General features: G+C 72.1%; 22 protein-coding genes. 16 read left to right on the top strand and 6 right to left on the bottom strand.

Annotation, left to right across the window (positions count from 1 at the left end; genetic code table 11):
• Positions 1-7 precede the first annotated feature (7 nt).
• The gene (locus tag VFO26_RS14725) at positions 8-208 is read right to left on the bottom strand and encodes a hypothetical protein (RefSeq protein WP_325115805.1); all 201 of its coding nucleotides are present in this window, start codon (positions 206-208) and stop codon (positions 8-10) included.
• Positions 209-391: 183 nt separating this feature from the next.
• Here VFO26_RS14725 and VFO26_RS14720 point away from each other — a divergent pair, with 183 nt between their 5' ends.
• Positions 392-808: a cyclic nucleotide-binding domain-containing protein gene (locus VFO26_RS14720; RefSeq protein WP_325115804.1), complete on the top strand. Its 417-nt coding sequence runs from the start codon at positions 392-394 to the stop codon at positions 806-808.
• Positions 809-1047: 239 nt separating this feature from the next.
• Here VFO26_RS14720 and VFO26_RS14715 read toward each other — a convergent pair whose 3' ends face one another.
• Complete coding sequence (locus tag VFO26_RS14715) at positions 1048-1410, bottom strand: hypothetical protein (RefSeq protein ID WP_325115803.1); 363 nt, start codon at positions 1408-1410, stop codon at positions 1048-1050.
• A gap of 100 nt (positions 1411-1510) precedes the next feature.
• Here VFO26_RS14715 and VFO26_RS14710 point away from each other — a divergent pair, with 100 nt between their 5' ends.
• The 5 genes from VFO26_RS14710 to VFO26_RS14690 are packed head-to-tail and all read left to right on the top strand — an operon-like array spanning position 1511 to position 4823.
• Positions 1511-1960 (top strand): VOC family protein, encoded by a 450-nt coding sequence (locus VFO26_RS14710; RefSeq protein WP_325115801.1) that lies wholly within the window; start codon positions 1511-1513, stop codon positions 1958-1960.
• A gap of 12 nt (positions 1961-1972) precedes the next feature.
• Positions 1973-2851: a prolipoprotein diacylglyceryl transferase gene (gene lgt, locus VFO26_RS14705; RefSeq protein WP_325115800.1), complete on the top strand. Its 879-nt coding sequence runs from the start codon at positions 1973-1975 to the stop codon at positions 2849-2851.
• Between the two features lie 9 nt (positions 2852-2860).
• The gene (locus tag VFO26_RS14700) at positions 2861-3643 is read left to right on the top strand and encodes a segregation and condensation protein A (protein WP_325115799.1); all 783 of its coding nucleotides are present in this window, start codon (positions 2861-2863) and stop codon (positions 3641-3643) included.
• Positions 3622-4239, top strand: a complete 618-nt coding sequence (gene scpB, locus VFO26_RS14695; RefSeq protein WP_325115798.1) for an SMC-Scp complex subunit ScpB — start codon at positions 3622-3624, stop codon at positions 4237-4239. Before VFO26_RS14700 ends, scpB begins: the two co-directional genes overlap by 22 nt.
• Positions 4236-4823 carry a DJ-1/PfpI family protein gene (locus VFO26_RS14690; protein ID WP_325115797.1) on the top strand — a complete coding sequence of 196 codons (588 nt, stop codon included), beginning with the start codon at positions 4236-4238 and terminating at the stop codon, positions 4821-4823. Before scpB ends, VFO26_RS14690 begins: the two co-directional genes overlap by 4 nt.
• A gap of 98 nt (positions 4824-4921) precedes the next feature.
• On the opposite strand, the gene VFO26_RS14685 is transcribed toward VFO26_RS14690, so the two are convergent.
• The gene (locus VFO26_RS14685) at positions 4922-5737 is read right to left on the bottom strand and encodes a class I SAM-dependent methyltransferase (protein ID WP_325115796.1); all 816 of its coding nucleotides are present in this window, start codon (positions 5735-5737) and stop codon (positions 4922-4924) included.
• A 74-nt stretch (positions 5738-5811) separates the two neighbouring features.
• Between VFO26_RS14685 and VFO26_RS14680 the strand changes: the two genes are divergently transcribed.
• Positions 5812-6453 carry a TetR/AcrR family transcriptional regulator gene (locus VFO26_RS14680; protein WP_325115795.1) on the top strand — a complete coding sequence of 214 codons (642 nt, stop codon included), beginning with the start codon at positions 5812-5814 and terminating at the stop codon, positions 6451-6453.
• A 16-nt stretch (positions 6454-6469) separates the two neighbouring features.
• Here VFO26_RS14680 and VFO26_RS14675 read toward each other — a convergent pair whose 3' ends face one another.
• The gene (locus VFO26_RS14675; protein WP_325115794.1) at positions 6470-7675 is read right to left on the bottom strand and encodes an aminopeptidase; all 1206 of its coding nucleotides are present in this window, start codon (positions 7673-7675) and stop codon (positions 6470-6472) included.
• Between the two features lie 35 nt (positions 7676-7710).
• Between VFO26_RS14675 and VFO26_RS14670 the strand changes: the two genes are divergently transcribed.
• Positions 7711-8403 (top strand): pseudouridine synthase, encoded by a 693-nt coding sequence (locus VFO26_RS14670; RefSeq protein ID WP_325115793.1) that lies wholly within the window; start codon positions 7711-7713, stop codon positions 8401-8403.
• A 40-nt stretch (positions 8404-8443) separates the two neighbouring features.
• Here VFO26_RS14670 and VFO26_RS14665 read toward each other — a convergent pair whose 3' ends face one another.
• Complete coding sequence (locus VFO26_RS14665) at positions 8444-9343, bottom strand: PASTA domain-containing protein (RefSeq protein ID WP_325115792.1); 900 nt, start codon at positions 9341-9343, stop codon at positions 8444-8446.
• Positions 9344-9481: 138 nt separating this feature from the next.
• A complete protein-coding gene (gene trpS, locus VFO26_RS14660; RefSeq protein ID WP_325115791.1) occupies positions 9482-10465 on the bottom strand; it encodes a tryptophan--tRNA ligase in 984 nt (327 codons plus the stop codon).
• A gap of 174 nt (positions 10466-10639) precedes the next feature.
• Here trpS and VFO26_RS14655 point away from each other — a divergent pair, with 174 nt between their 5' ends.
• From VFO26_RS14655 to metK, 8 genes are all read left to right on the top strand, one after another.
• Positions 10640-11992 (top strand): class II 3-deoxy-7-phosphoheptulonate synthase, encoded by a 1353-nt coding sequence (locus VFO26_RS14655; RefSeq protein ID WP_325115790.1) that lies wholly within the window; start codon positions 10640-10642, stop codon positions 11990-11992.
• A gap of 42 nt (positions 11993-12034) precedes the next feature.
• Positions 12035-13132 (top strand): prephenate dehydrogenase/arogenate dehydrogenase family protein, encoded by a 1098-nt coding sequence (locus tag VFO26_RS14650; protein ID WP_325115788.1) that lies wholly within the window; start codon positions 12035-12037, stop codon positions 13130-13132.
• Positions 13133-13292: 160 nt separating this feature from the next.
• Positions 13293-14624 (top strand): 3-phosphoshikimate 1-carboxyvinyltransferase, encoded by a 1332-nt coding sequence (aroA, locus tag VFO26_RS14645; RefSeq protein WP_414653105.1) that lies wholly within the window; start codon positions 13293-13295, stop codon positions 14622-14624.
• A gap of 11 nt (positions 14625-14635) precedes the next feature.
• Positions 14636-15262, top strand: a complete 627-nt coding sequence (gene cmk, locus VFO26_RS14640) for a (d)CMP kinase (RefSeq protein ID WP_325115786.1) — start codon at positions 14636-14638, stop codon at positions 15260-15262.
• Complete coding sequence (locus VFO26_RS14635) at positions 15259-15924, top strand: lysophospholipid acyltransferase family protein (protein ID WP_325115785.1); 666 nt, start codon at positions 15259-15261, stop codon at positions 15922-15924. Before cmk ends, VFO26_RS14635 begins: the two co-directional genes overlap by 4 nt.
• Positions 15921-17267 carry a ribosome biogenesis GTPase Der gene (gene der, locus VFO26_RS14630; protein WP_325115784.1) on the top strand — a complete coding sequence of 449 codons (1347 nt, stop codon included), beginning with the start codon at positions 15921-15923 and terminating at the stop codon, positions 17265-17267. The genes VFO26_RS14635 and der overlap by 4 nt, the downstream gene beginning before the upstream one ends.
• Before the next feature lie 13 nt (positions 17268-17280).
• Positions 17281-18237 (top strand): NAD(P)H-dependent glycerol-3-phosphate dehydrogenase, encoded by a 957-nt coding sequence (locus VFO26_RS14625; protein WP_325115782.1) that lies wholly within the window; start codon positions 17281-17283, stop codon positions 18235-18237.
• Positions 18238-18283: 46 nt separating this feature from the next.
• A partial coding sequence (gene metK, locus VFO26_RS14620; protein WP_325115781.1) for a methionine adenosyltransferase occupies positions 18284-19364 on the top strand: 1081 nt, incomplete at its 3' end.

Below are 19364 nucleotides of genomic sequence, written 5' to 3'. Positions count from 1 at the left end.
GAGAGCTCTAGAGCAGGATCTGCAGCGCGAGCTCGACCGAGCAGCCGCTCTCGAGCAGCGAGACCGCGCGGTGAAGGTCGACCTCGGGCGAGGCGGCGAGGACGGCCGCGGACTCCGCGTCGTAGCCGGCGCGCTCGAGGGAGTCGAGGCGCCACAGCTCGACACGCTCGGACTCGAAGCTCGTCTCGGTGATGTTGATCGTCGACATCGTCTGTGTCTCTTCTTCTTCGAACGTCGTGCCTCGCCCGTGTATTCGCACGAACGTCGTCTCCGGTTGTCAGGTTGTACGCGACGGAGGTCTGGGAATTGAGGTACCCCGGTGAAGGAGGTGTAAATCATCGGCCCGCCGCTCGACTTGCGGCATGGCCGTGCGGGTTCATAGGATCGGCGGATGCGCCTGCACAAGGACACGAAGATCGACCTGCTGAAGGCGGTGCCTCTCTTCGCGGGCTGCTCGAAGACCGAGCTCCAGCGGATCGCGTCGCTCGCCGACGAGCTGGATCTCGGAGAGAGCGCAACCCTGATCCGCGAGGGCGAGCGCGGCCGCGAGTTCATCGTGGTGGTCGAGGGGACCGTCGACGTGACTCGCAAGGGGAAGAAGATCCGGGCGCTCGGGGCGGGGGATTTCATCGGCGAGATCGCCCTCGTCTCCGACGTCCCCCGAACGGCGACCGTGACGGCGACCTCTCCGGTCCGCCTGCTCGTCGTGACGGATCGTGCGTTCCGCGGCCTCGTCGAGCAGATGCCCTCGATCGCGACGAAGGTGCTGCAGAGCCTCGGCGAGCGCCTGCACGCCGACGCCGTATGACCGAGACTTGTCCCGCGAAGCGGGAATCCGCCGAGCGGATTCCCGCCGCTGATCCCCCGCCTACGGCGGGGGCACATCCCTAAAGGCGTCCCGCTTCGCGGGCCGCAACGACCGCGTCATGTCGACTCGGACGTTCACGAGCCCCGAGCTGGCCCTGAAGGCGTTCCCGGAGGCGGAGGCGGTAACCCGTGCGCCGCAGGGAAAGAGGTAGGGGGAACGCGGGTTCCCCCCACCGAGAGTCAGACCGCGGCTCGGGTGACCTTCACGGGCTTGTAGGTGTGCGTCCGCGAGAAGCCGTCCCAGATCGACCACTTCCACATGCCGGCCTTCGGGAACACGACACGGGCGCGGTAGACGCCGGTCGTGGCGGTCGGGCGGGCCATGAACGAACGGGCGACCGTCCCCTGCGAGATCCGCACGTATGGCTGGATGCCGTCGAGCGGGGTCACGCCGTGTTGCAGGACGGTCAGGTTGACCATCCAGGGGGCGCCCGCGCGGGCGCCGTTCGGAGTCGAGCTCAGCTTCACGGTCGCCCAGCCACCGGCGTGTGCTGCGGGGGCGAGCACCGCGACGAGCGCGAGTGCAGCAACGAGCTTGCGCATGTCGTTCCTTTCTCTCCGATTTTGTCATCCGTACACCGCGCGCCTCGACCCGGTTCCCGCGACGTCGGTTCGGGAGGGCTCCGTTCTCTAAGCTCGGCCCGTGGGGCACCTCGTCGGCATCAACCACGTTGCGCTCGAGGTGGGCTCGATCGACGAGGCGCTCGCGTTCTGGGAGCGCCTGTTCGGGCCGCTGACCCTGCGCGGGCGCTCGCGCTCGATGGCGTTCGTCGACATGGGCGACCAGTTCGTCGCGCTCATGAGACGCGAACCCGAGTCGCGCGACGTGCACCGTCACGTCGGGATCGTCGTGGACGACAAGGAAGCCGTCCGCGCCGCGGCCGTCGCGGCCGACATCGGCGTCTCGCCGCCTCCGGCGCTCGACCTCCACGATCCCTGGGGGAACCTCCTCCAGATCGTCGACTACCGCGAGGTCCAGTTCACGAAGGCGCCGGAGATCCTCGCGGGCATGGGCCTCGCGGGGCTCGGGAAGACGGACGCGGCGCTCGCCGAGCTGCGGGCCAAGGGCCTGGCCCAGCCGGGGCATTCGTAGAATGCCCCGGCTGTGAGCCTCCTGGCCTCGATTCCCTCGCCGAGCTCCGGCACGCTCGACCTGGGGCCGTTCACGGTCCACATGTACGGCCTCACGCTGCTCGCCGCGATCGCGCTCTGCACCTGGGTGACCGGCCGCCGCTGGGTCAACCGCGGCGGCGACTGGGACCTCATCTTCCGCTGCGCGGTGTGGGGGGTGGCCGCGGGAATCATCGGCGCGCGGCTGTATCACCTCGCGACGAGTTGGGACGAGGTCCCGGACGAGTGGTGGGGCCCCTTCGCGATCTGGCGCGGCGGCCTCGGCGTCTGGGGCGGCATCGCCCTCGGATGTCTCGTCGGTGGCATCGTCGCGAAGCGGGCGGGCGCCGACGTCTGGCTCCTGGCCGACTGTCTCGCGCCCGGCCTGCTGCTCGCGCAGGGGCTCGGGCGGCTCGGCAACTGGTGGAACCAGGAGCTCTTCGGCAAGCCCACCGACCTTCCGTGGGGACTCGAGATCGACCCGCTCAACCGGCCCCTGGAGCACCTCGACCAGGCGACGTTCCACCCGACGTTCCTCTACGAGATGCTCTGGGACTTCGGCGTCGCGGCAGTCCTCGTGTTCGTGATCGAGCGGAGGCTCCGGCCGAAGCCGCCGGGCCTCTTCGCCGCCTACATCGCGCTCTACTGCGTCGGCCGCTTCGTGATGGAGCTGCTCCGGATCGACCCGGCCCACGAGATCGCCGGCCTCCGGCTCAACGCGTGGGTCTCCCTGCTCGGGATCGTCGCCGGCGTCACCTGGTACGTCCTCTCCCAGCGGCGGGGACGGCCGCGCCGTCCGGCCCGTCCGCGGCCCGAGCCCACGCGCCGCAAGATGGCCGTGCCGGGCCAGAGGCGCGTCCGACCCCCCGGCTAGATTCAGGCGGTGGCGTCGGCGGTTCGCGACCTCGAGCTGGACCTCGACGCGTTCGAGGGGCCGTTCGACCTCCTCCTCACGCTGATCCTGAAGGAGCAGCTCGAGCCTGCCGAGATCGACATCGCGGCGATCGTCGTGGCGTTCGTTCAGCGCCTCTCGCGCCCCACGCCGCTGGGACGCGAGGGCCGCGAGGAGATCGACCTGGACGCCTGCGGCGAGTTCCTCGTCCTGATCGCAGCGCTGCTCGAGATCAAGGCCCGGCAGCTCTTCCCGGAGGAGGGTGCCGAGCTGGCCGAGCTCGAGCCCGAGGAGGCGGCGGAAGAGCTCGCCCGCCGCCTCGCCGAGTACCGGCGCATGAAGGAGGCTGCGACCTGGCTGCGGGAGCGCCTGCAGGGCGAGCTGGAGCGCTATTTCCGCCTGGGGCCGGCCCCGCTCGCTCCGCGTGCGGAGCGCCGCCTCGCGGCTCAGGACCCCCAGGGCCTCGCGACGGCCCTGAGAGGGTTGGCTGTCCCGCCGCCGAAGGTCTCCCTCTCGCACATGGCTCTCCGTTTCCCGCCCGTCGCCCAGTTCCTCGAGCGCTTTCGCGCGGTCCTCCGCCGGCGGCGCGTGTTCGACTTCGACGGCGAGGTGGCGGGCCTGTCCCGGGTCGAGCAGGCGGTCGCCTTCCTCGCCCTGCTCGAGCTCCGCAAGGCGGGTGAGGTTGCGCTCGCGCAGGCCGCGCCGTTCGCCCCCATCCGCGTCTCGCGCGACGAGCAAGAAAGGATGACCCAGTGGACCGTCCGCTCCGCCTGATCTCTACCGACGCGATCGTCGGGACCCCGATCGACGCCCTCGCCCGCACGATCGAGGCCCTGCTGGTCGTCGCCTCGCAGCCGCTCTCCGTCGAGGAGCTGAGCGCGGCCGCGGGGGACGACGCCGAGCGCGTGGAGACCGCTCTCGGCCTGCTGCGGGAGCGGTACGCCGAGGGGCGCAGCGGCATCGTGCTCGAGCGCGTCTCGGGCGGTTACGCGTTTCGCGCCGCCCGGGAGGCCGCGGAAGCGTGCGGACGGCTGTTCGAGCGCCCGGTGGAGCGGGGCCTCTCGCAGGCGGCGCTCGAGACGCTCGCGATCGTCGCCTACATGGGCCCGGTCTCGCGGCCCGAGATCGCCCGGATCCGCGGTGTCGCGGCGGACTCGACCGTCGCCTCGCTGGTGGAGCGAGGGCTCGTCGCCGAGGCAGGGCGCGAGAGCGCACCGGGCGGCGCCGTCCGCTATCGCGTGACGCCGCTCTTCGAGCGTGTGTTCGGGCTCGACACCCTCGCGGAGCTGCCACGGCTCGACGATCTCGGCGGCGAGCGCGAGGCGATCCGCGAGCGGCTGCTCGCCGTCGCGGAGGCGCGCGCGTCGTGACCGTGGTCGCCGTCGTCCTCTTCGACGGCGCGGAGGAGCTCGACTATGCCGGGCCGTGGGAGGTGCTGGCAGCGTGGGCGACGCAGTGGCCCGACGACGGGGTCGAGGTGTTCACCGTCGCCGACTCGCCCGAGCCCGTGCGCTCCGCGAAGGGGCTGCGCGTCCTCGCCGACCACACGTGGGCGTCGGCACCGCCGATCGACGTGCTCGTCTATCCCGGCGGCCGTGGCACGCGCCGCGAGCTCGCGGACGACGAGGTACTCGGTCGGCTCCGCTCGCTCCGCGAGGCCGGGACGCTGATGACGAGCGTCTGTACGGGGGCGCTCGTCTTCGCCTCGGCCGGGCTGCTCCGGAACCGGCCAGCAACCACCTGGTGGGGCAGCCTCGACGTGCTGGCGGAGCTCGACCCGACGATCGAGGTCCGACCCGACGACCGCTTCGTCGACAGCGGCGAGATCGTCACCGCGGCCGGTGTCTCGGCAGGGATCGACATGGCCCTGCACCTCGTCGCGCGGCTCCACTCACCCGAGCGGGCGCGTGAGGTGCGGCGGTACATCCAGTACGACCCCGAGCCTCCCGTCTGAGGGCGGCGGGCCCCAGCGTCCCGTGGCCGGGCCGGTCGCCGGCCACGGCGAAGCGCGAGAGCGGAGGTGGTCTGGCGGCGCCCGTCATACCGGCCCGCCTACCGTCTCGTCCCGACGGACTCGAGGTACTCCCCGGGGACCGCGATCGGCCCGCCCTCGTGGAGCCGGTTCCACTGTCGCACGAGCGCCTGCAGGTCCTCGGTGAGCGCGGGCCCGGCCGCCTCGGCCGCCTTCAGCGTCGGCCCGTAGTAGCGGACGAACGTCTCGACGAACGCCTCCGGGGAGGTGAACCGGAAGGTGAACGTGCGACGGCGGTGGTGCTCCCAGGCGACGTCGTCGCCGAACAGCTCGAGCAGATGCTCCTCCGTTCCCCAGAGCATCGGGGACTGGACGCCGGCGGGCGGTGGGACGTGACCGGCGACGGTTCCGAACAGGGCGCCGAGGAACCCCTCCGGCGTCCAGCTCGCCAGCGCAACCCTGCCGGTCGGGCGGGTCACGCGGAGGATCTCGGCCGCGGTGCGGCGGTGGTCGGGCGCGAACATCGACCCGTAGGCCGAGACGACGGCGTCGAACGAGCCGTCGCCGAACGGGATCGCCTCGGCGTCGCCGTCGACGAACTCGATCGTGAGCCGCTCTGCCCGGGCGCGCTCCCGTCCCCGCTCGAGCAGGGCCGGGACGTAGTCGATCCCCACCACGCGGCAGCCCAGGCGCGCTGCGGCGATCGCGACGTTCCCGCTTCCCGTCGCCACGTCGAGGACGTCGGAGCCGGCCCGGAGGTCGGCCGCGTCCGCCAGCCGCTCGGCGGCGGGGACGATCAGGGTGGCGATCTCGGCGAAGTCGCCGCTCGCCCAGACGGTCTGCTGCCGCTGCTTGACCGCCGCGAGGTCGCTCGGGCGTTCGGTCGTGGTCGTCATCGTTCTCTCCTTCTAGTTAGTACGATCGGTCGTGCCAATTGCACTATACGACCGGTCGTGCTAACTTGTCAAGCATGAGCTCGCAGGCGACAGCCCGCGTTCGGCGGACACCTCGCAGTGACGGCATTCGCTCGCGGCGGGCGATCCTCGAGGAAGCGGCACGGCTCGCGACCGTCGAGGGCCTGGACGGCCTCTCGCTGGCGCGCCTCGCCGACGAGGTCGGCATGAGCAAGAGCGGGCTCTATGCGCACTTCGGCTCGAAGGAGGAGCTCCAGCTCGCGACCGTCGAGACGGCGAGGGAGATATTCGAAGAGATCGTGGTGCGGCCGGCGCTGACGGCCACCGACGGGCTCGGGCGACTGCGCGCGCTGGCAGAGGGCTTCCTGCGGCACGTCGAAGATGGCGTCTTCCCCGGAGGGTGCTTCTTCGCCTCGGCTGCTGCCGAGCTCGACACACGCACGGGGCCCGTACGCGACCTCGCGCTCGGTGTGGCGGATGACTGGAGGGCGTTGCTCGAGCAGGCTGTGCGCGATGCGCAGGCCGACGGACTGCTCGATCACGACACCGAGGCTTCACAGCTGGCGTTCGAGGTCAACGCCTACCTGCTGCTGGCGAACGCGAACTTCGTCGCGAGCGGCTCTCCCGAAGCGCTCGCCGTCGCACGGCGCGCGATCGCCGACCGGCTCGACCGCGCGCTCGTCCCGGCCGGCGCGTAGGCGGCCGAGCGGCCGCTCAGAGCTGCCAGGCGCCGCCGCGGAGCAGCGGCACCGGCTCGCCGGCCGAGGGGATGCCGTCGACGTCGAGCTCCGGCGAGCCGATCATGAAGTCGACGTGGACCTGGCTCTGGTTGACCTTCGCGCGATCGGCGTCCTCGCCGACCCCGAGCTCGTACCCGTTGCCCAGCGCGATGTGGCTCGCCGCGTTCTCGTCCAGCAGGGTCTCGTAGAAGGTGGTACCGAGCGGTCCGATCCGTCCTTCCTTGTCGACGAGCGCCAGCTCACCGAGGCGGGCAGAGCCCTCGTCCTTCGCCGCGATCGAGCGGAGCGTGTCTGCGCCGCGGTCGGCGTCGATCCTGGTCACCTTGCCGCCGGAGAACTCGACGCGGATCCCATCGATCATGGCGCCGTACACCTCGAGCGGCCGGGTCGCCGTCACGTGGCCCTCGGCGCGGGCCGGGTCCGGCGTGGTGAACGTCTCCTCGCTCGGGATGTTCGGGAAGTGGCGCAGCCCGTCGACGGTCGTGAAGTCCGCCGCGTGCCACGTCGAGGAGGGAAGGAGCCCGACCGTGAGGTCGGTCCCCGGGCCGTGGAGCCTGATCGCGTCGAAGCGCCGCCCCGTCAGCCGCGCCGCCACGCCCTCGAGCGTGCCCGCCCGCTGCTGCCAGGCGGCGGCGGGGTCGTCCTCGTCGAGGCGGCAGACGTGCGCGATCGCGTCCCAGAGCCGGTCGAGGGCCTCGTCGGGGTCGAGGTCGGGGTACACGAGGGAGGCCCAGCCGGGCGTCGGCGCGGGGGCGACGCACCAGTTCGTCGTCGACCGGTTGATGACGTCACCCGTGTTCCGGAGGTAGGGGAGCAGGTCGCGCCCGGCCCGGGCGGGGTCGATGCCGTCGAGCGCCTCCGGCGCGGCGGGACCGGTCAGCGTGACGCGCGCTGCGTGCTCGTCCGAGAGCCATTCCAGCCGGTCGACCATCCACCCCGGGACGTAGTCGAGGGTGGACTCGTCGGCGTACGCGAGACGCTGACGCTTGACCCACGGGTCGAACGTGAGGACGTCGACCCACCTGGCGCCGCGCTGGTACGCGGCGCGTGCGACCTCGCGGGTCAGCGCTTCCTTGCCCGTATACGTGGTGACGCCGACGATCTGCCCGGGCTGCACGTTGGCCCCGTACCCGACCACGAGATCCGCGAGGCGGCGCGTCAGTTCGGCGTGGTCGGCCATCGGCCGCAGGAGGGTAGCGAGGACAGAATGCGCATGTGCGCCTGAACGCCTACCTCGCCCGGGCCGGAGTCGCGTCGAGACGCGGGGCCGACGAGCTGATCAAGGCCGGGCGCGTGACGGTCAACGGCGCGCCGGGCCAGCTGAACACGTTCGTCACGGCAACCGACGCGGTCCGCGTGGACGGCCGGGAGGTCGGGAGGCAGGCGCTCCGTCACGTGCTCCTGAACAAGCCTCGCGGGACGATCACGACGGCGCGGGACCCCAGGGGCCGGCCGACCGTCGTCGACCTCGTCGGCGGCGATGTCCGCGTCGTCCCCGTCGGCCGGCTCGACCGCGACACGACGGGCGTGCTCCTGCTCACGAACGACGGCCCTCTCGCTCACCGCCTGGCCCATCCGCGCTACGGGGTCGAGAAGACCTACGTCGTGGACGTCGTCGGCGAGCCAGGCGACGAGATCGTCGCCGCACTGGCACAGGGGGTCGAACTGGACGACGGGCCTACCGCCCCGGCACGCGTCCGGCGGCTCGGGCCGTCGCAGCTCGAGCTCGTGCTGCACGAGGGCCGGAACCGCCAGGTGAGGCGGATGCTCGAGGCCGTCGGTCATCCGGTCACGCGGCTTCGCCGCTCGCGCTATGCCGGCCTCGGGCCGGGGCGGCTGCGACCCGGCGACTGGCGCGAGCTGACGCGGGACGAGGTGCGGGCCCTCCGAAGTCTCGTGGGCTTGTAGCGTCCGGGCGGCGCCGCTGCCGCCCGGACGCTCGCGTTCCTCAGGTTCCCTGCGCGACGTTGAGCCGGACGGAGGATCCCTCGCGGGCCTGCCCACCGACGGGGTTCTGGGCCACGACGGTCCCGGCCTGCTCGGTCGAGGGCACCTCCACGACGTTCGCCTCGAGCTTCGCGGACGAGAGCTCCGCCTCGGCCTCGGCCCTGGTGAGGCCGACGACGTTCGGCACGTCGACCATGCCCGTCCCCTTCGACACCTCGATCGTCACGTTCGCGCCGTCCTCGGCGTCCGCTCCGGCGGCCGGATCCTGGGAGACCACGGTGCCGGGCTCCTGCTCGGCGAAGACCTCACGGGAGTCGACCTGGAACCCCGCGTCCACGAGCCGGTCGCGCGCCTCGGCCTCGGCCAGGCCGACGGCGTTCGGCACCGGCTTCGTCGCGGGCCCGCCCGAGACCAGGACCTGGACGGACGCGCCCTCGTCGACCTCGGACCCCGCGGCGGGGTCTTGCTGGTAGACGGTGCCGCTCGGGGCGTCGTTGGCCTGCGTGACGATGTCGGCCTTGAGGCCCTCCTCCTGCAGCCTGCTCACCGCCTGGTCGAGCGGAAGGCCCTCGACCGCCGGGACCTGCGCGGTGTCCTCCTGGGTGAAGTACCACCATGCGCCCGCGCCCGCCGCCAGGAGCAGCGCAAGCACGGCGAGCGCCGCGCCGATCTGGTTGCCCCGCGAGCGTCTGCGTCGCTCCTGCGTGACCGTCTCGCGCTCGAGCGCGCCGTCCTCGCGCTGCCGCACGGTCTCCGTCTCGTGCACGACGGCCTGCTCGAGCTCGGGCTCGCCCAGCGGCGGCCCCATCGGCTCTCCCGGCGGCACGACCCGCTCTTCCACGTCGACCTGGTCGACGGTGACGTCCGATTCCACGCGGTGCTCGTCGCGATCGTCGCGCATCTCGTTCCCCTCCTCGGTGTCGGTGCGGCGGGGTGCGCCGCACGCCGGAACGGGATACCCCGAGGCGGGGCGCGCCAAACTGCCGCGTCGACGGCTGCCCTTCCGGTCGACGGGGGCGCGGCCGGGCCGTGCCCCCGTTCAACCGAGCCGCACGAAGCCCATCCGGTCGTACATCGCCTCGAGCGTCGGCGCGGAGGCGGCACGCGCCTTCTCCGCCCCGACGGAGAGCAGGCGCAAGAGCTCGGGCTCGTCGGCACGGAGCTCGAGGTAGCGCTGGCGTACCGGGGCGAGCAGCTCGACGACCGCCTCGCCGACGTCCCGCTTCAGGTCGCCGTAGCCGGCGCCGTCGTATGCGACCTCGATCTCACCCGGCGTGCGCTGCGTGGCGACGGCGAGGATGTCGACGAGGTTCGAGACGCCGGGCTTGTCGTCCCCGCGGCGGATCTCACGGCCCGAGTCGGTGACGGCGGAGCGGAACTTCTTGCGGATCACGTCGGGCTCCTCGAGCAGCTTGACGGTGCCCTGCTCCGTGCCCCCCGTGGTCGACATCTTGCGGGTCGGCTCCTGCAGGTCCATGATCCGCGCCCCGACCTCGGGGTAGATCCCCTCCGGGACGACGAACGTCTCGCCGAAGCGCGCGTTGAACCGCTCGGCGACGTCGCGGGCGAGCTCGAGGTGCTGGCGCTGGTCGTCGCCGATCGGGACGCGGTCGGTGCGGTAGAGCAGGATGTCGCCCGCCATCAGGACCGGATACGTGAACAGGCCGGCCGAGACGAACTCGCGCTTCTCGGCCTTGTCCTTGAACTGCGTCATCCGGCCCAGCTGGCCGAAGCTCGTGACGGCCGACAGCAGCCAACTCGCCTCGGCGTGCGCCGTGACGTGGCTCTGCGCGAAGACGGTCGACCGGTCCGGGTCGAGCCCGGTTGCGATCAGCATCGCGAACAGGTCGAGCGTGCGGTCGTGCAGGTCGCGCGGGTCGTACTCGACCGTGATCGAGTGGAGGTCGACGATGCAGAAGAACGCCTCGCCGAGCTCCTGTGTGGCAGCGTACTGGCGGAAGCCGCCGATGTAGTTGCCGAGGTGCTTGTCACCCGTCGGCTGGATGCCGGAGAAGATCTTCATGGGGCTCCTTTCGTCCGCTACGCGGCCGGAAGGAACCCAATCGCGCCCCCGGCCGCCACGACATTCGACGCGTTCGCGCGCCAGAAGACGGTGAGGCGGTCGAGGTTCGGCATCTCCCTATCTAAGCGTTTTCCGGCGCGAGGCGCCAAAACGGCCGCGGGATACACTCGACGCATGGCCGTTGCCCAGCCCTGGACGCCGTCCTCGTGGCGGTCGCGCCCCGCGCTCCAGCAGCCCGACTGGCCCGACTCCGCCGTCGTCGAGTCGGTGCGCGGGCGACTCGGCCAGCTGCCACCGCTCGTGTTCGCGGGCGAGGCACGGGCGCTGCTCCGGTCGCTCGGCGAGGCGGGAGAGGGCCGTGCGTTCCTGCTCCAGGCGGGCGACTGCGCGGAGTCGTTCCGGGACGTCTCGGCGGTCGCGATCCGGGAGCGGCTGAAGGTGCTCCTGCAGATGTCCGCGGTGCTGACCTACGGCGCGACCCTCCCCGTGGTCAAGGTGGGGCGGATCGCAGGACAGTTCACGAAGCCGCGCTCGGCGCCGACCGAGTGGGTGGGCGGGGTGGAGCTGCCGTCGTTCCGCGGGCACGCCGTTCATTCGGACGAGCAGACCGAGGCGGCGCGTGTGCCCGACCCCGAGCGGATGGTGCAGGCCTACTACCAGGCCGTCTCGACGCTCAACCTCCTGCGCGCGTTCACGAAGGGCGGGTTCGCTGACCTCACGCAGGTGCACACGTGGAACCAGGAGTTCGTCTCGAGCTCGCTCCAGGGGCGGCGCTACGAGGTGATCGCGAACGAGATCGGACGCGCGCTCCGCTTCATGCAGGCGATCGGCATCGATCTCGGCGACGAGCGGACGATCCACGAGGTCGACGTCTGGACGAGCCATGAGGCGCTCCTGCTCGACTACGAGGAGCCGCTCGTCCGCCGTGACTCGACGACGGGCGACTGGTACGCGTGCTCGGCGCACTTCCTCTGGGTGGGCGAGCGGACGCGCCAGGTCGACGGCGCGCACGTCGAGTTCCTCACCGGCGTCGAGAACCCCGTGGGCGTGAAGATCGGGCCGGCCACGACGCCGGAGGAGGTCGCGGCACTCTGCGAGCGGCTCAATCCCCGGCGGATCCCCGGCCGGCTCACGTTCGTCGCCCGCCTCGGCGCGGATCGCGTGAGGGAGGCTCTGCCGCCGCTCCTGCGCGCGGCGCGCGAGACGGGGGTTCCCGTCCTGTGGGCCTGCGACCCGATGCACGCGAACACCTTCGTCACCCCCTCGGGTCACAAGACCCGCCGGTTCGACGACGTGCTCCGGGAGATCGAGGGGTTCTTCGCCTCCCACCGCGAGGTCGGCTCGTGGCCCGGCGGAGTCCATCTCGAGATCACCGCCGAGAACGTGACCGAGTGTCTCGGCGGGTCGGAGGAGGTGCTCGAGGAGCAGCTCGACCACCGCTACGAGACCCTCTGCGACCCACGCCTGAACGCCCGTCAGTCGCTCGACCTCGCGTTTCGCGTCGCGGAGCTGATGCGGGCCGCATGATCCGCGGATCGCCTCCGGCGATCCTGCGGCTAGGGCCCCCTCATGATGATCGAGCGTATCGGGGTCGTCGGGACCGGGCTGATCGGCGCCTCGGCCGCGCTCGGCGCGCAGCGCGCGGGCATCCCGAAGGTCGTCGGGTGGGATCCCGACGCGGAGCACCTGGCGGTTGCGGCCGAGCGTGGTGCGGTGGAGCCCCTCGACAGTCTCGCCGCGGTCGTGGCGGACGCTGCTCTCGTTCTCGTCGCCGCCCCGGTCGGCGAGCTCCCGCCGGTCGTGCGGGAAGTCCTGGACCGTGCGCCGGAAGGGTGCACGGTCACGGACGTCGGCTCGACGAAGGGCCCCGTATGTGCCGCCGCAGGCGACGATCCCCGTTTCGTCGGCGGTCACCCGATCTGCGGGGCTGAGACGCGCGGCCCCGGTCGCGCGAGTGCGGAGCTCTTCGAAGGCGCGACCTGGTTCATCACACCGACCGCGGCGACGCCGCCGGAGCGGCTGCGGCTCCTCCACGGCTTCGTCGGCTCGCTCGGGGCACGGCCCGTCGCGATCGGGCCGGAGGCGCACGACCGCCTCGTGGCGGTGACGAGCCACCTGCCGCACGTGCTCGCGAACGTTCTCCTCAACCAGGCCGGCTCGACGCGGATCGAGGGCCACGACCCGCTCCACGGAGCCGGCGGATCGCTTCGCGACATGACCCGCATCGGGGGTGCCAATCCGAGGATCTGGGTGGACATCTTCCTCGACAACCGCGAGGCCCTCGCGGGGGCGCTGGCGGAGCAGCGGCGGTTGCTCGAGCAGGTGGAGCGGGCGCTCGCGTCCGGCGACGCAGGGTTTCTCGCCCGGTGGATCGGCGAGGCGAGCGGCCACCGCCGCCGGATGCTGGCGACGGCGTTCACGGATCCCGGCCAGCTGCACCGGCTGCGGATCCACATCTCCGACCGCCCCGGGGTGCTCGCGGGGATCTTCCAGGCGCTCGGCGCCGAGCGGATCAACGTCGAGGACTTCGAGCTCGATCACGTCTCGGCCGAGCGTGGGGGGACGCTGACGATGCTCGTGACGGGCGAGGAGGAGGCCCGCCGGGCCGCGGAGCTGCTCGAGCACCAGGGCTACGGCGTCGTCGCCGCGCCGGTGATCGAGGAATGACCCACCGGCCCTGTGGACGGCTGGCGGAGCCGTCGCGCGACGAGGATTGGGATGGACGCAGGGCTTCCGGCGGTCCGAAACGGCCACTTGACAGGATCGGTGTCAGACACCGCTTCCTGTCAAGATGGCCGCTCCGGCCCTGTCCGCGCGGGCCGTTCGCATGACCGCCGGCGACTCCGGCCTCCACGTCGAGCCGGTGCCTCGGCTCGTCGGGCATCTCGCCGTCCCCGGCGACAAGTCGATCTCCCACCGCGCCGTCCTGATCGGCGCGATCTGCGACGGCGAGACGCGGATCTCCGGGTTCGGGCGCTCGGCGGACACGGAGGCGACGATCGCTGCCGTCCGCGCGCTCGGAGTCGAGGTCTACGAGCACGGCGAGGAGACGCTCCGCGTGTTCGGGAAGGGGATGACCGGGCTCTCCTCGCCGGGCCGCGCGATCGACTGCGCGAACGCGGGCACGCTCGTACGCCTGATCTCGGGGATGCTCGCCGGGCAAGCTGGAGAGACGTTCGAGCTGACCGGCGACGCGTCCCTCTCGCGACGGCCGATGGAGCGGGTCGCGGAGCCGCTTCGCCGCATGGGCGCGCGCATCGAGACGACCGAGGGGCATCTCCCGCTCCGGATCGAGGGTCGAGGGCTCAACGGGATCGACTACGTACTGCCCGTAGCGAGCGCGCAGGTGAAGTCCGCGATCCTCCTCGCCGGGCTCTATGCCGATGGGTCGACGACCGTCGTCGAGCCCGCCCCGACCCGGGACCACACCGAACGGCTGCTGCAGGCGGCGGGCGCGAGCGTCACGGTGCACCCGACGAGCGCCACGGTTCGACCCCCGGCCCGGCTGTCGCTCGGCGAGGTCGAGGTGCCGGGCGACTTCTCCTCCGCCGCCCCGTTCGTCGTCGCCGCCACGCTCGTCCCGGGCTCCGAGCTGCACATCCACGGCGTCAATCTCAACGCCCGTCGCACGGGGCTCCTGGTGATCCTCGAGCGGATGGGCGCGAGCGTGAACGTCTACAACCGAAGGCCGATCGGGGGCGAGCCGGGCGGCGACCTCGAGGTTCACTCGGCGCCGCTCGTCGGGACGACGGTCGGCGCGAAGGAGGTGCCGCTCGCGATCGACGAGCTGCCTCTCTTCGCCCTCGCCGCTGCGTGCGCCCGTGGCCAGAGCGTGCTCCGCGGCGCCGAGGAGCTCCGCGCGAAGGAGACCGACCGGATCGAGGCGACGGTCGACGCGCTGCGGGCGATGGGGGTGCGAGCCCGCGGGACCGACGACGGCCTGGTCGTGACGGGCGTGCCCACCCGCATTCGCGGCGGGCGGATCTCGAGCCGCGGCGACCACCGGCTCGCGATGCTGGGAGCCGTTGCCGGGCTCGCCTCGAGAGACGGCGTCCGGATCGACGACGCCGACGCCGTCGGCGTGAGCTTCCCGGGCTTCTTCGAGATGCTCGACCAGCTCCGTCGCACCTCGGCCGTGGTCGAGGACGACCGGCGGTAGCCTCCAGCGCGATGATCGTCGCGATCGACGGGCCCGCGGGTGCCGGGAAGAGCTCCGTGGCAAGGGCGCTCGCCGAGCGGCTCGGGTTCCGTTACCTCGACACGGGCGCCATGTACCGGGCGCTCACGTGGCTCGCGCTCCACGATGGCGTCGCGCTCGACGACGGGCCCGCGCTGGAGGCTCTCGCGGCGGCCCACCCGGTCGCCTTCGGAGACAACGGCACGGTGTCGATCGCCGGCGAGGATGTGACCGCGCGCATCCGCGAGCCGGAGATCGACGCCGCCGTGCCGGTCGTCGCCAGGCATCCCGAGGTGCGCGAGGTGATGCGAGGAAGGCAGCGCGAGCTCGGGCGGTCGGGCGACTCGGTGATCGAGGGGCGCGACATCGGCGTCGTCGTCGTGCCCGAGGCCGAGGTCAAGATCTGGCTGGTGGCCGACCCGGCCGTGCGCGCGCGCCGACGGCACGCCGAGCGGGACGGGCTCGCGATGGACGAGCTGTCGGAGGAGCTCCGCCGCCGTGACGAGCGCGACGCGGTCAACACGCACCGGGCGGACGACGCGATCGAGGTGGACACCACCGAGCTGACCCTCGCGGACGTGGTGGGCCGGATCGTGGCGCTCGTCGAGGCTGCGCGATGAGCCTCCCGGACCTGACCTGGGCGCTGGGACGTCCCACGATCGGCGTCGCGGCGAGCCTCGCCTCCCGACTGAAGGTCTACGGGAAGGACCGCGTCCCGCGCGACGGCGGTCTCGTGGTCGCCTCGAACCACTTCAGCTGGCTCGACCCCGTCGTGCTCGGCGGCGCCAGCCCACGCGTCATCTACTACATGGCGAAGATCGAGGCGCACCGGGTGCCTGGGCTCGGCGCCTTCATCCGCGCGTTCGGCTGTTTCCCCGTCCGTCGCGGCGAGTCGGACCGCGAGGCGGTACGCACGATGCGAAGGGTCGTGGCGGAGGGGCACGCGCTCGGCCTCTTCGTCGAGGGGACACGGCAGCGCTCGGGCGTGCCCGGCGAGGTGCAGCCGGGGGCCGCGATGGTCGCGCTCCAGGAGAGCGTTCCGATCATCCCCGTCGCGATCCACGGCAGCCACGGCTGGAGGCCGGGGAGCCGGCAGCCGGTGTCGCTCGCCTGGGGCACGCCGATGACCCTCGACGGGCTGCCGAAGGGAGGGCGGGGCTACAAGGAGGCCTCGGTGCTGCTCCAGGAGGAGATCCACCGCCTCTGGGCATGGCTCGCCGACGTGCACCGGCTCGGCCGCCCGGATGGCGTCCCGCCCGAGGCGGGACGCCGAAGACGATGACGGACGAGGTCACTTCCAGCGCATCCGGCTCCGAGCGCCTGAAGAGCGCGGGCACCGTCGCGATCGTGGGCTTCCCGAACGTCGGCAAGTCGACCCTCGTCAACCGGCTCACGGAGAGCCGGGCGGCGGTCGTGCACGAGACGGCGGGCGTCACGCGCGACCGCAAGGAGCTTCTCTGCGACTGGAACGGCGTCACCTTCCGGCTGGTCGACACGGGGGGTGTCGACGAGGCGGACACAGGGCCGTTCGGCCGTCACGTCGCCGGCCAGGCGCGCGCGGCGATCGGTGAGGCCGACCTCGTCCTCTTCGTCGTCGACACGAGAGCCGGGATCACGCCCGGGGACGAGGAGCTCGCCGAGATCCTCCGCGCCTCGGGGAAGCCGGTGATCGTGCTCGCGAACAAGATCGACGACCCGCGCCGCGACCTGGAGGCGGTCGAGTTCCACCGTCTGGGGCTCGGCGACCCGGTGCCTCTCTCCGCTCTGCACGGCCACGGCACCGGTGACCTTCTCGACGAGATCGTCGCCCGGCTTCCGGGACGGGACGAGGCCGTCGTCGGGGACGAGGCGATTCGCGTCGCGATCCTCGGGCGCCCGAACGTCGGCAAGTCGTCGCTCCTGAACGCCCTCCTGGGCGAGGAGCGGGTGATCGTCTCCGAGGTGCCTGGCACGACACGTGACACGATCGACACCGTCTTGACGCGGGCCGACTCGACGTTCGTGCTCGTCGACACGGCCGGCCTACGGCGCAAGCGCCGGCAGCGCCAGGGGATCGAGTACTACTCCGAGCTGCGGGCGCTCGAAGCGGCCGAGCGCGCCGACGTGGCGCTCGTCCTCGTCGACGCGTCCGAGGGGGTCGTCGAGCAGGACCTGGCCGTCGCCGACGTCGCGCGCAAGGCCGGCTGCTCGACCCTCGTCGTCCTCTCCAAGTGGGACATCACCACGGTCGACCTGCAGGAGGTACGGGGGCTCCTGAACAGGCGCCTGCGCCAGCGCCCGCCGGCGGTCGCCGTCTCCGCGGCCACCGGCCGCGGGCTCCGGCGGCTGCTGGACCACGTCGAGGCGCTCTTCGCGAAGCACGTCGCGCGCATCCCCACGCCGGCGCTCAACAAGGCGCTGGCCGAGCTGAAGCAGGCGCGCCCGGGACCTGCGGGGGAGCGGGGGCGGCGCCTGAAGCTTCTCTACGCGACCCAGACCGGGACCCGGCCGCCGCGCCTGCGCGTCTACGTGAACGACCCCCGGCTCGTGACGCGCGACTACGGCTACTGGGTCGAGAACGAGCTGCGGGCCCGGTTCGAGCTCCAGGGGGTCCCCGTGTCCATCGACTTCCAGCGCTCCGAGTGACCCGGGGCGGCCGATGAACGTCGTCGTGGTGGGAGGCGGCTCGTGGGGTACCGCCTTCGCCAGGCTCCTCGCCGACCACGGGCATGCGGTCACACTCGCCTGCCGCGATCCCGGGCAGGTAGCCGCGATCCACGACACCGGCCACAACCCCCGTTACGTGCAGTCGGTCGACCTCGCCGGGGTGGAGGCGGCCACCGTCGGCGCCGCGCCGATCGAAGACGCCAACCTCGTCGTCGTCGCCGTGCCCAGCGCGGCTTTCGCGAGCGTCGTCGCCGAGCTTCCGGGCCGGGCCCCCATCCTGAGCCTCACGAAGGGACTCGATCCGGGCACCGGCAACCGGCTCTCGACCCTCGTTCGCGATCGACCGGTCGCGGTCCTCTCGGGGCCGAACATCGCCGACGAGATCGTCCGCGGCCTCCCCGCCGCGGCCGTGATTGCGTGCGAGAGCTTCCCCCTCGCGGTGCAGCTCCAGCTGGCGATCAACTCGACGGTCTTCCGCGTCTACGTCAACGACGACCTCGTGGGCGTCGAGCTCTGCGCCGCCGCCAAGAACGTCATCGCGCTGGCCGCGGGCGGAGCGGACGGCCTCGGCCTCGGTGACAACGCGAAGGCGGCGCTCGTCGCACGGGGGCTTGCGGAGATGGGGCGCCTGGCGGAGGTCGCCGGGGCGCGGCCGGAGACGTTCGCGGGGCTCGCCGGGATGGGCGACCTGATCGTCACCTGCTGGTCGAAGTCGGGTCGCAACCGCCGTTGCGGGGAGCTCGTCGCCCAGGGCGCCACGCCGGCCGAGGCCGCCCGCTCGATCGGGATGGTGGTCGAGGGCCTGACGACGGCGCCCGTGCTCCGCGACCTCGCGCACCGGCTGGACGTCGAGATGCCGATCGCAGAAGGCGTCTGCGCCGTGCTGGACGGCATCCCGCTCACCGAGCTGGTCGCGCAGCTGATGCAGCGCGACCCCACCGTCGAATGAGACGCCTCTGGCGGTTGCGCGGATCGTGGCTAAGGTTCGACGCGCGATGAGCGCCCGCACGTTCCCGTTCACGTCGGAGTCGGTGACCGAGGGTCATCCCGACAAGATCGCCGACCAGATCTCGGATGCCGTGCTGGACGCCGTCCTCCGGGACGACCCGAACGGTCGCGTCGCCTGCGAGACGCTGATCACGACGGGGCTGGTCGTGGTGGCGGGCGAGATGACGACGGAGACGTACGTCGACGTCCGCTCGATCGTGCGCCAGACGATCGCCGGCATCGGGTACACGCGCGCGAAGTACGGCTTCGACGCCGAGACGTGCGGGGTGATGGTCGCGATCGACGACCAGTCCGCCGACATCGCGCAGGGAGTCGACGAGTCGTTCGAGGCGCAGCACGGGGACACCGACCCGCTCGACCGCATCGGCGCCGGCGACCAGGGGATGATGTTCGGCTACGCGAGCCACGAGACCGAGGAGCTGATGCCCCTCCCGATCATGCTCGCGCACAAGCTGGCCAAGCGGCTCGCCGCCGTGCGGAAGGCCGACGTGCTGCCGTACCTGCGCCCGGACGGGAAGTCCCAGGTGACGGTGCGCTACGAGGTCGACGCGCACGGGATCCAGCGGCCCGTCGAGATCGAGCGCGTGCTCATCTCCACCCAGCACCGCGACGGGCTCGACGCCGAGTCCCTGATCAAGCCCGACCTGCTCGAGCACGTCGTCGAGCCGATCCTGCACGCGGACTACCGCAACCTCTACGACCCGGACAAGCTGGGCTCCAAGGACTTCTTCTTCGTCAACCCGACCGGGAAGTTCGTCATCGGCGGGCCGATGGGCGACACGGGCCTGACCGGGCGCAAGATCATCGTCGACACCTACGGCGGCGCTGCGCCCCACGGCGGGGGCGCGTTCTCGGGCACGGACCCGACCAAGGTCGACCGCTCGGCCGCCTATGCGGCGCGGTATCTCGCCAAGAACGTGGTGGCGGCCGGGCTCGCGAAGCGCTGCGTGCTGCAGCTCTCCTATGCGATCGGCGTCGCCCGGCCGCTGTCGATCTATGCCGACACCTTCGGCACCGGCGAGGTCTCCGAGGCGGCGATCGAGAAGGCGGTGGCGGGAGTCATGGACC

It is taken from the genome of Gaiella sp., from assembly GCF_035710885.1.
GTDB lineage: Bacteria > Actinomycetota > Thermoleophilia > Gaiellales > Gaiellaceae > Gaiella.
The sequence above is the reverse complement of the archived record's forward strand: the minus strand, read 5'-3'. Positions and strand labels throughout refer to the sequence as shown.

Excerpts from the sequence above, each read along its gene's own strand:
- VFO26_RS14625 (WP_325115782.1), top strand. The coding sequence starts at position 17,281 with ATGAACGTCGTCGTGGTGGGAGGCGGCTCGTGGGGTACCGCCTTCGCC.
- VFO26_RS14635 (WP_325115785.1), top strand. The coding sequence starts at position 15,259 with ATGAGCCTCCCGGACCTGACCTGGGCGCTGGGACGTCCCACGATCGGC.
- VFO26_RS14680 (WP_325115795.1), top strand. The coding sequence starts at position 5,812 with ATGAGCTCGCAGGCGACAGCCCGCGTTCGGCGGACACCTCGCAGTGAC.
- trpS (WP_325115791.1), bottom strand. The coding sequence starts at position 10,465 with ATGAAGATCTTCTCCGGCATCCAGCCGACGGGTGACAAGCACCTCGGC.
- VFO26_RS14685 (WP_325115796.1), bottom strand. The coding sequence starts at position 5,737 with ATGACGACCACGACCGAACGCCCGAGCGACCTCGCGGCGGTCAAGCAG.
- VFO26_RS14725 (WP_325115805.1), bottom strand. The coding sequence starts at position 208 with ATGTCGACGATCAACATCACCGAGACGAGCTTCGAGTCCGAGCGTGTC.
- VFO26_RS14720 (WP_325115804.1), top strand. The coding sequence starts at position 392 with ATGCGCCTGCACAAGGACACGAAGATCGACCTGCTGAAGGCGGTGCCT.
- VFO26_RS14665 (WP_325115792.1), bottom strand. The coding sequence starts at position 9,343 with ATGCGCGACGATCGCGACGAGCACCGCGTGGAATCGGACGTCACCGTC.
- aroA (WP_414653105.1), top strand. The coding sequence starts at position 13,293 with ATGACCGCCGGCGACTCCGGCCTCCACGTCGAGCCGGTGCCTCGGCTC.
- VFO26_RS14715 (WP_325115803.1), bottom strand. The coding sequence starts at position 1,410 with ATGCGCAAGCTCGTTGCTGCACTCGCGCTCGTCGCGGTGCTCGCCCCC.
- VFO26_RS14650 (WP_325115788.1), top strand. The coding sequence starts at position 12,035 with ATGATGATCGAGCGTATCGGGGTCGTCGGGACCGGGCTGATCGGCGCC.
- VFO26_RS14655 (WP_325115790.1), top strand. The coding sequence starts at position 10,640 with ATGGCCGTTGCCCAGCCCTGGACGCCGTCCTCGTGGCGGTCGCGCCCC.
- der (WP_325115784.1), top strand. The coding sequence starts at position 15,921 with ATGACGGACGAGGTCACTTCCAGCGCATCCGGCTCCGAGCGCCTGAAG.
- cmk (WP_325115786.1), top strand. The coding sequence starts at position 14,636 with ATGATCGTCGCGATCGACGGGCCCGCGGGTGCCGGGAAGAGCTCCGTG.
- VFO26_RS14675 (WP_325115794.1), bottom strand. The coding sequence starts at position 7,675 with ATGGCCGACCACGCCGAACTGACGCGCCGCCTCGCGGATCTCGTGGTC.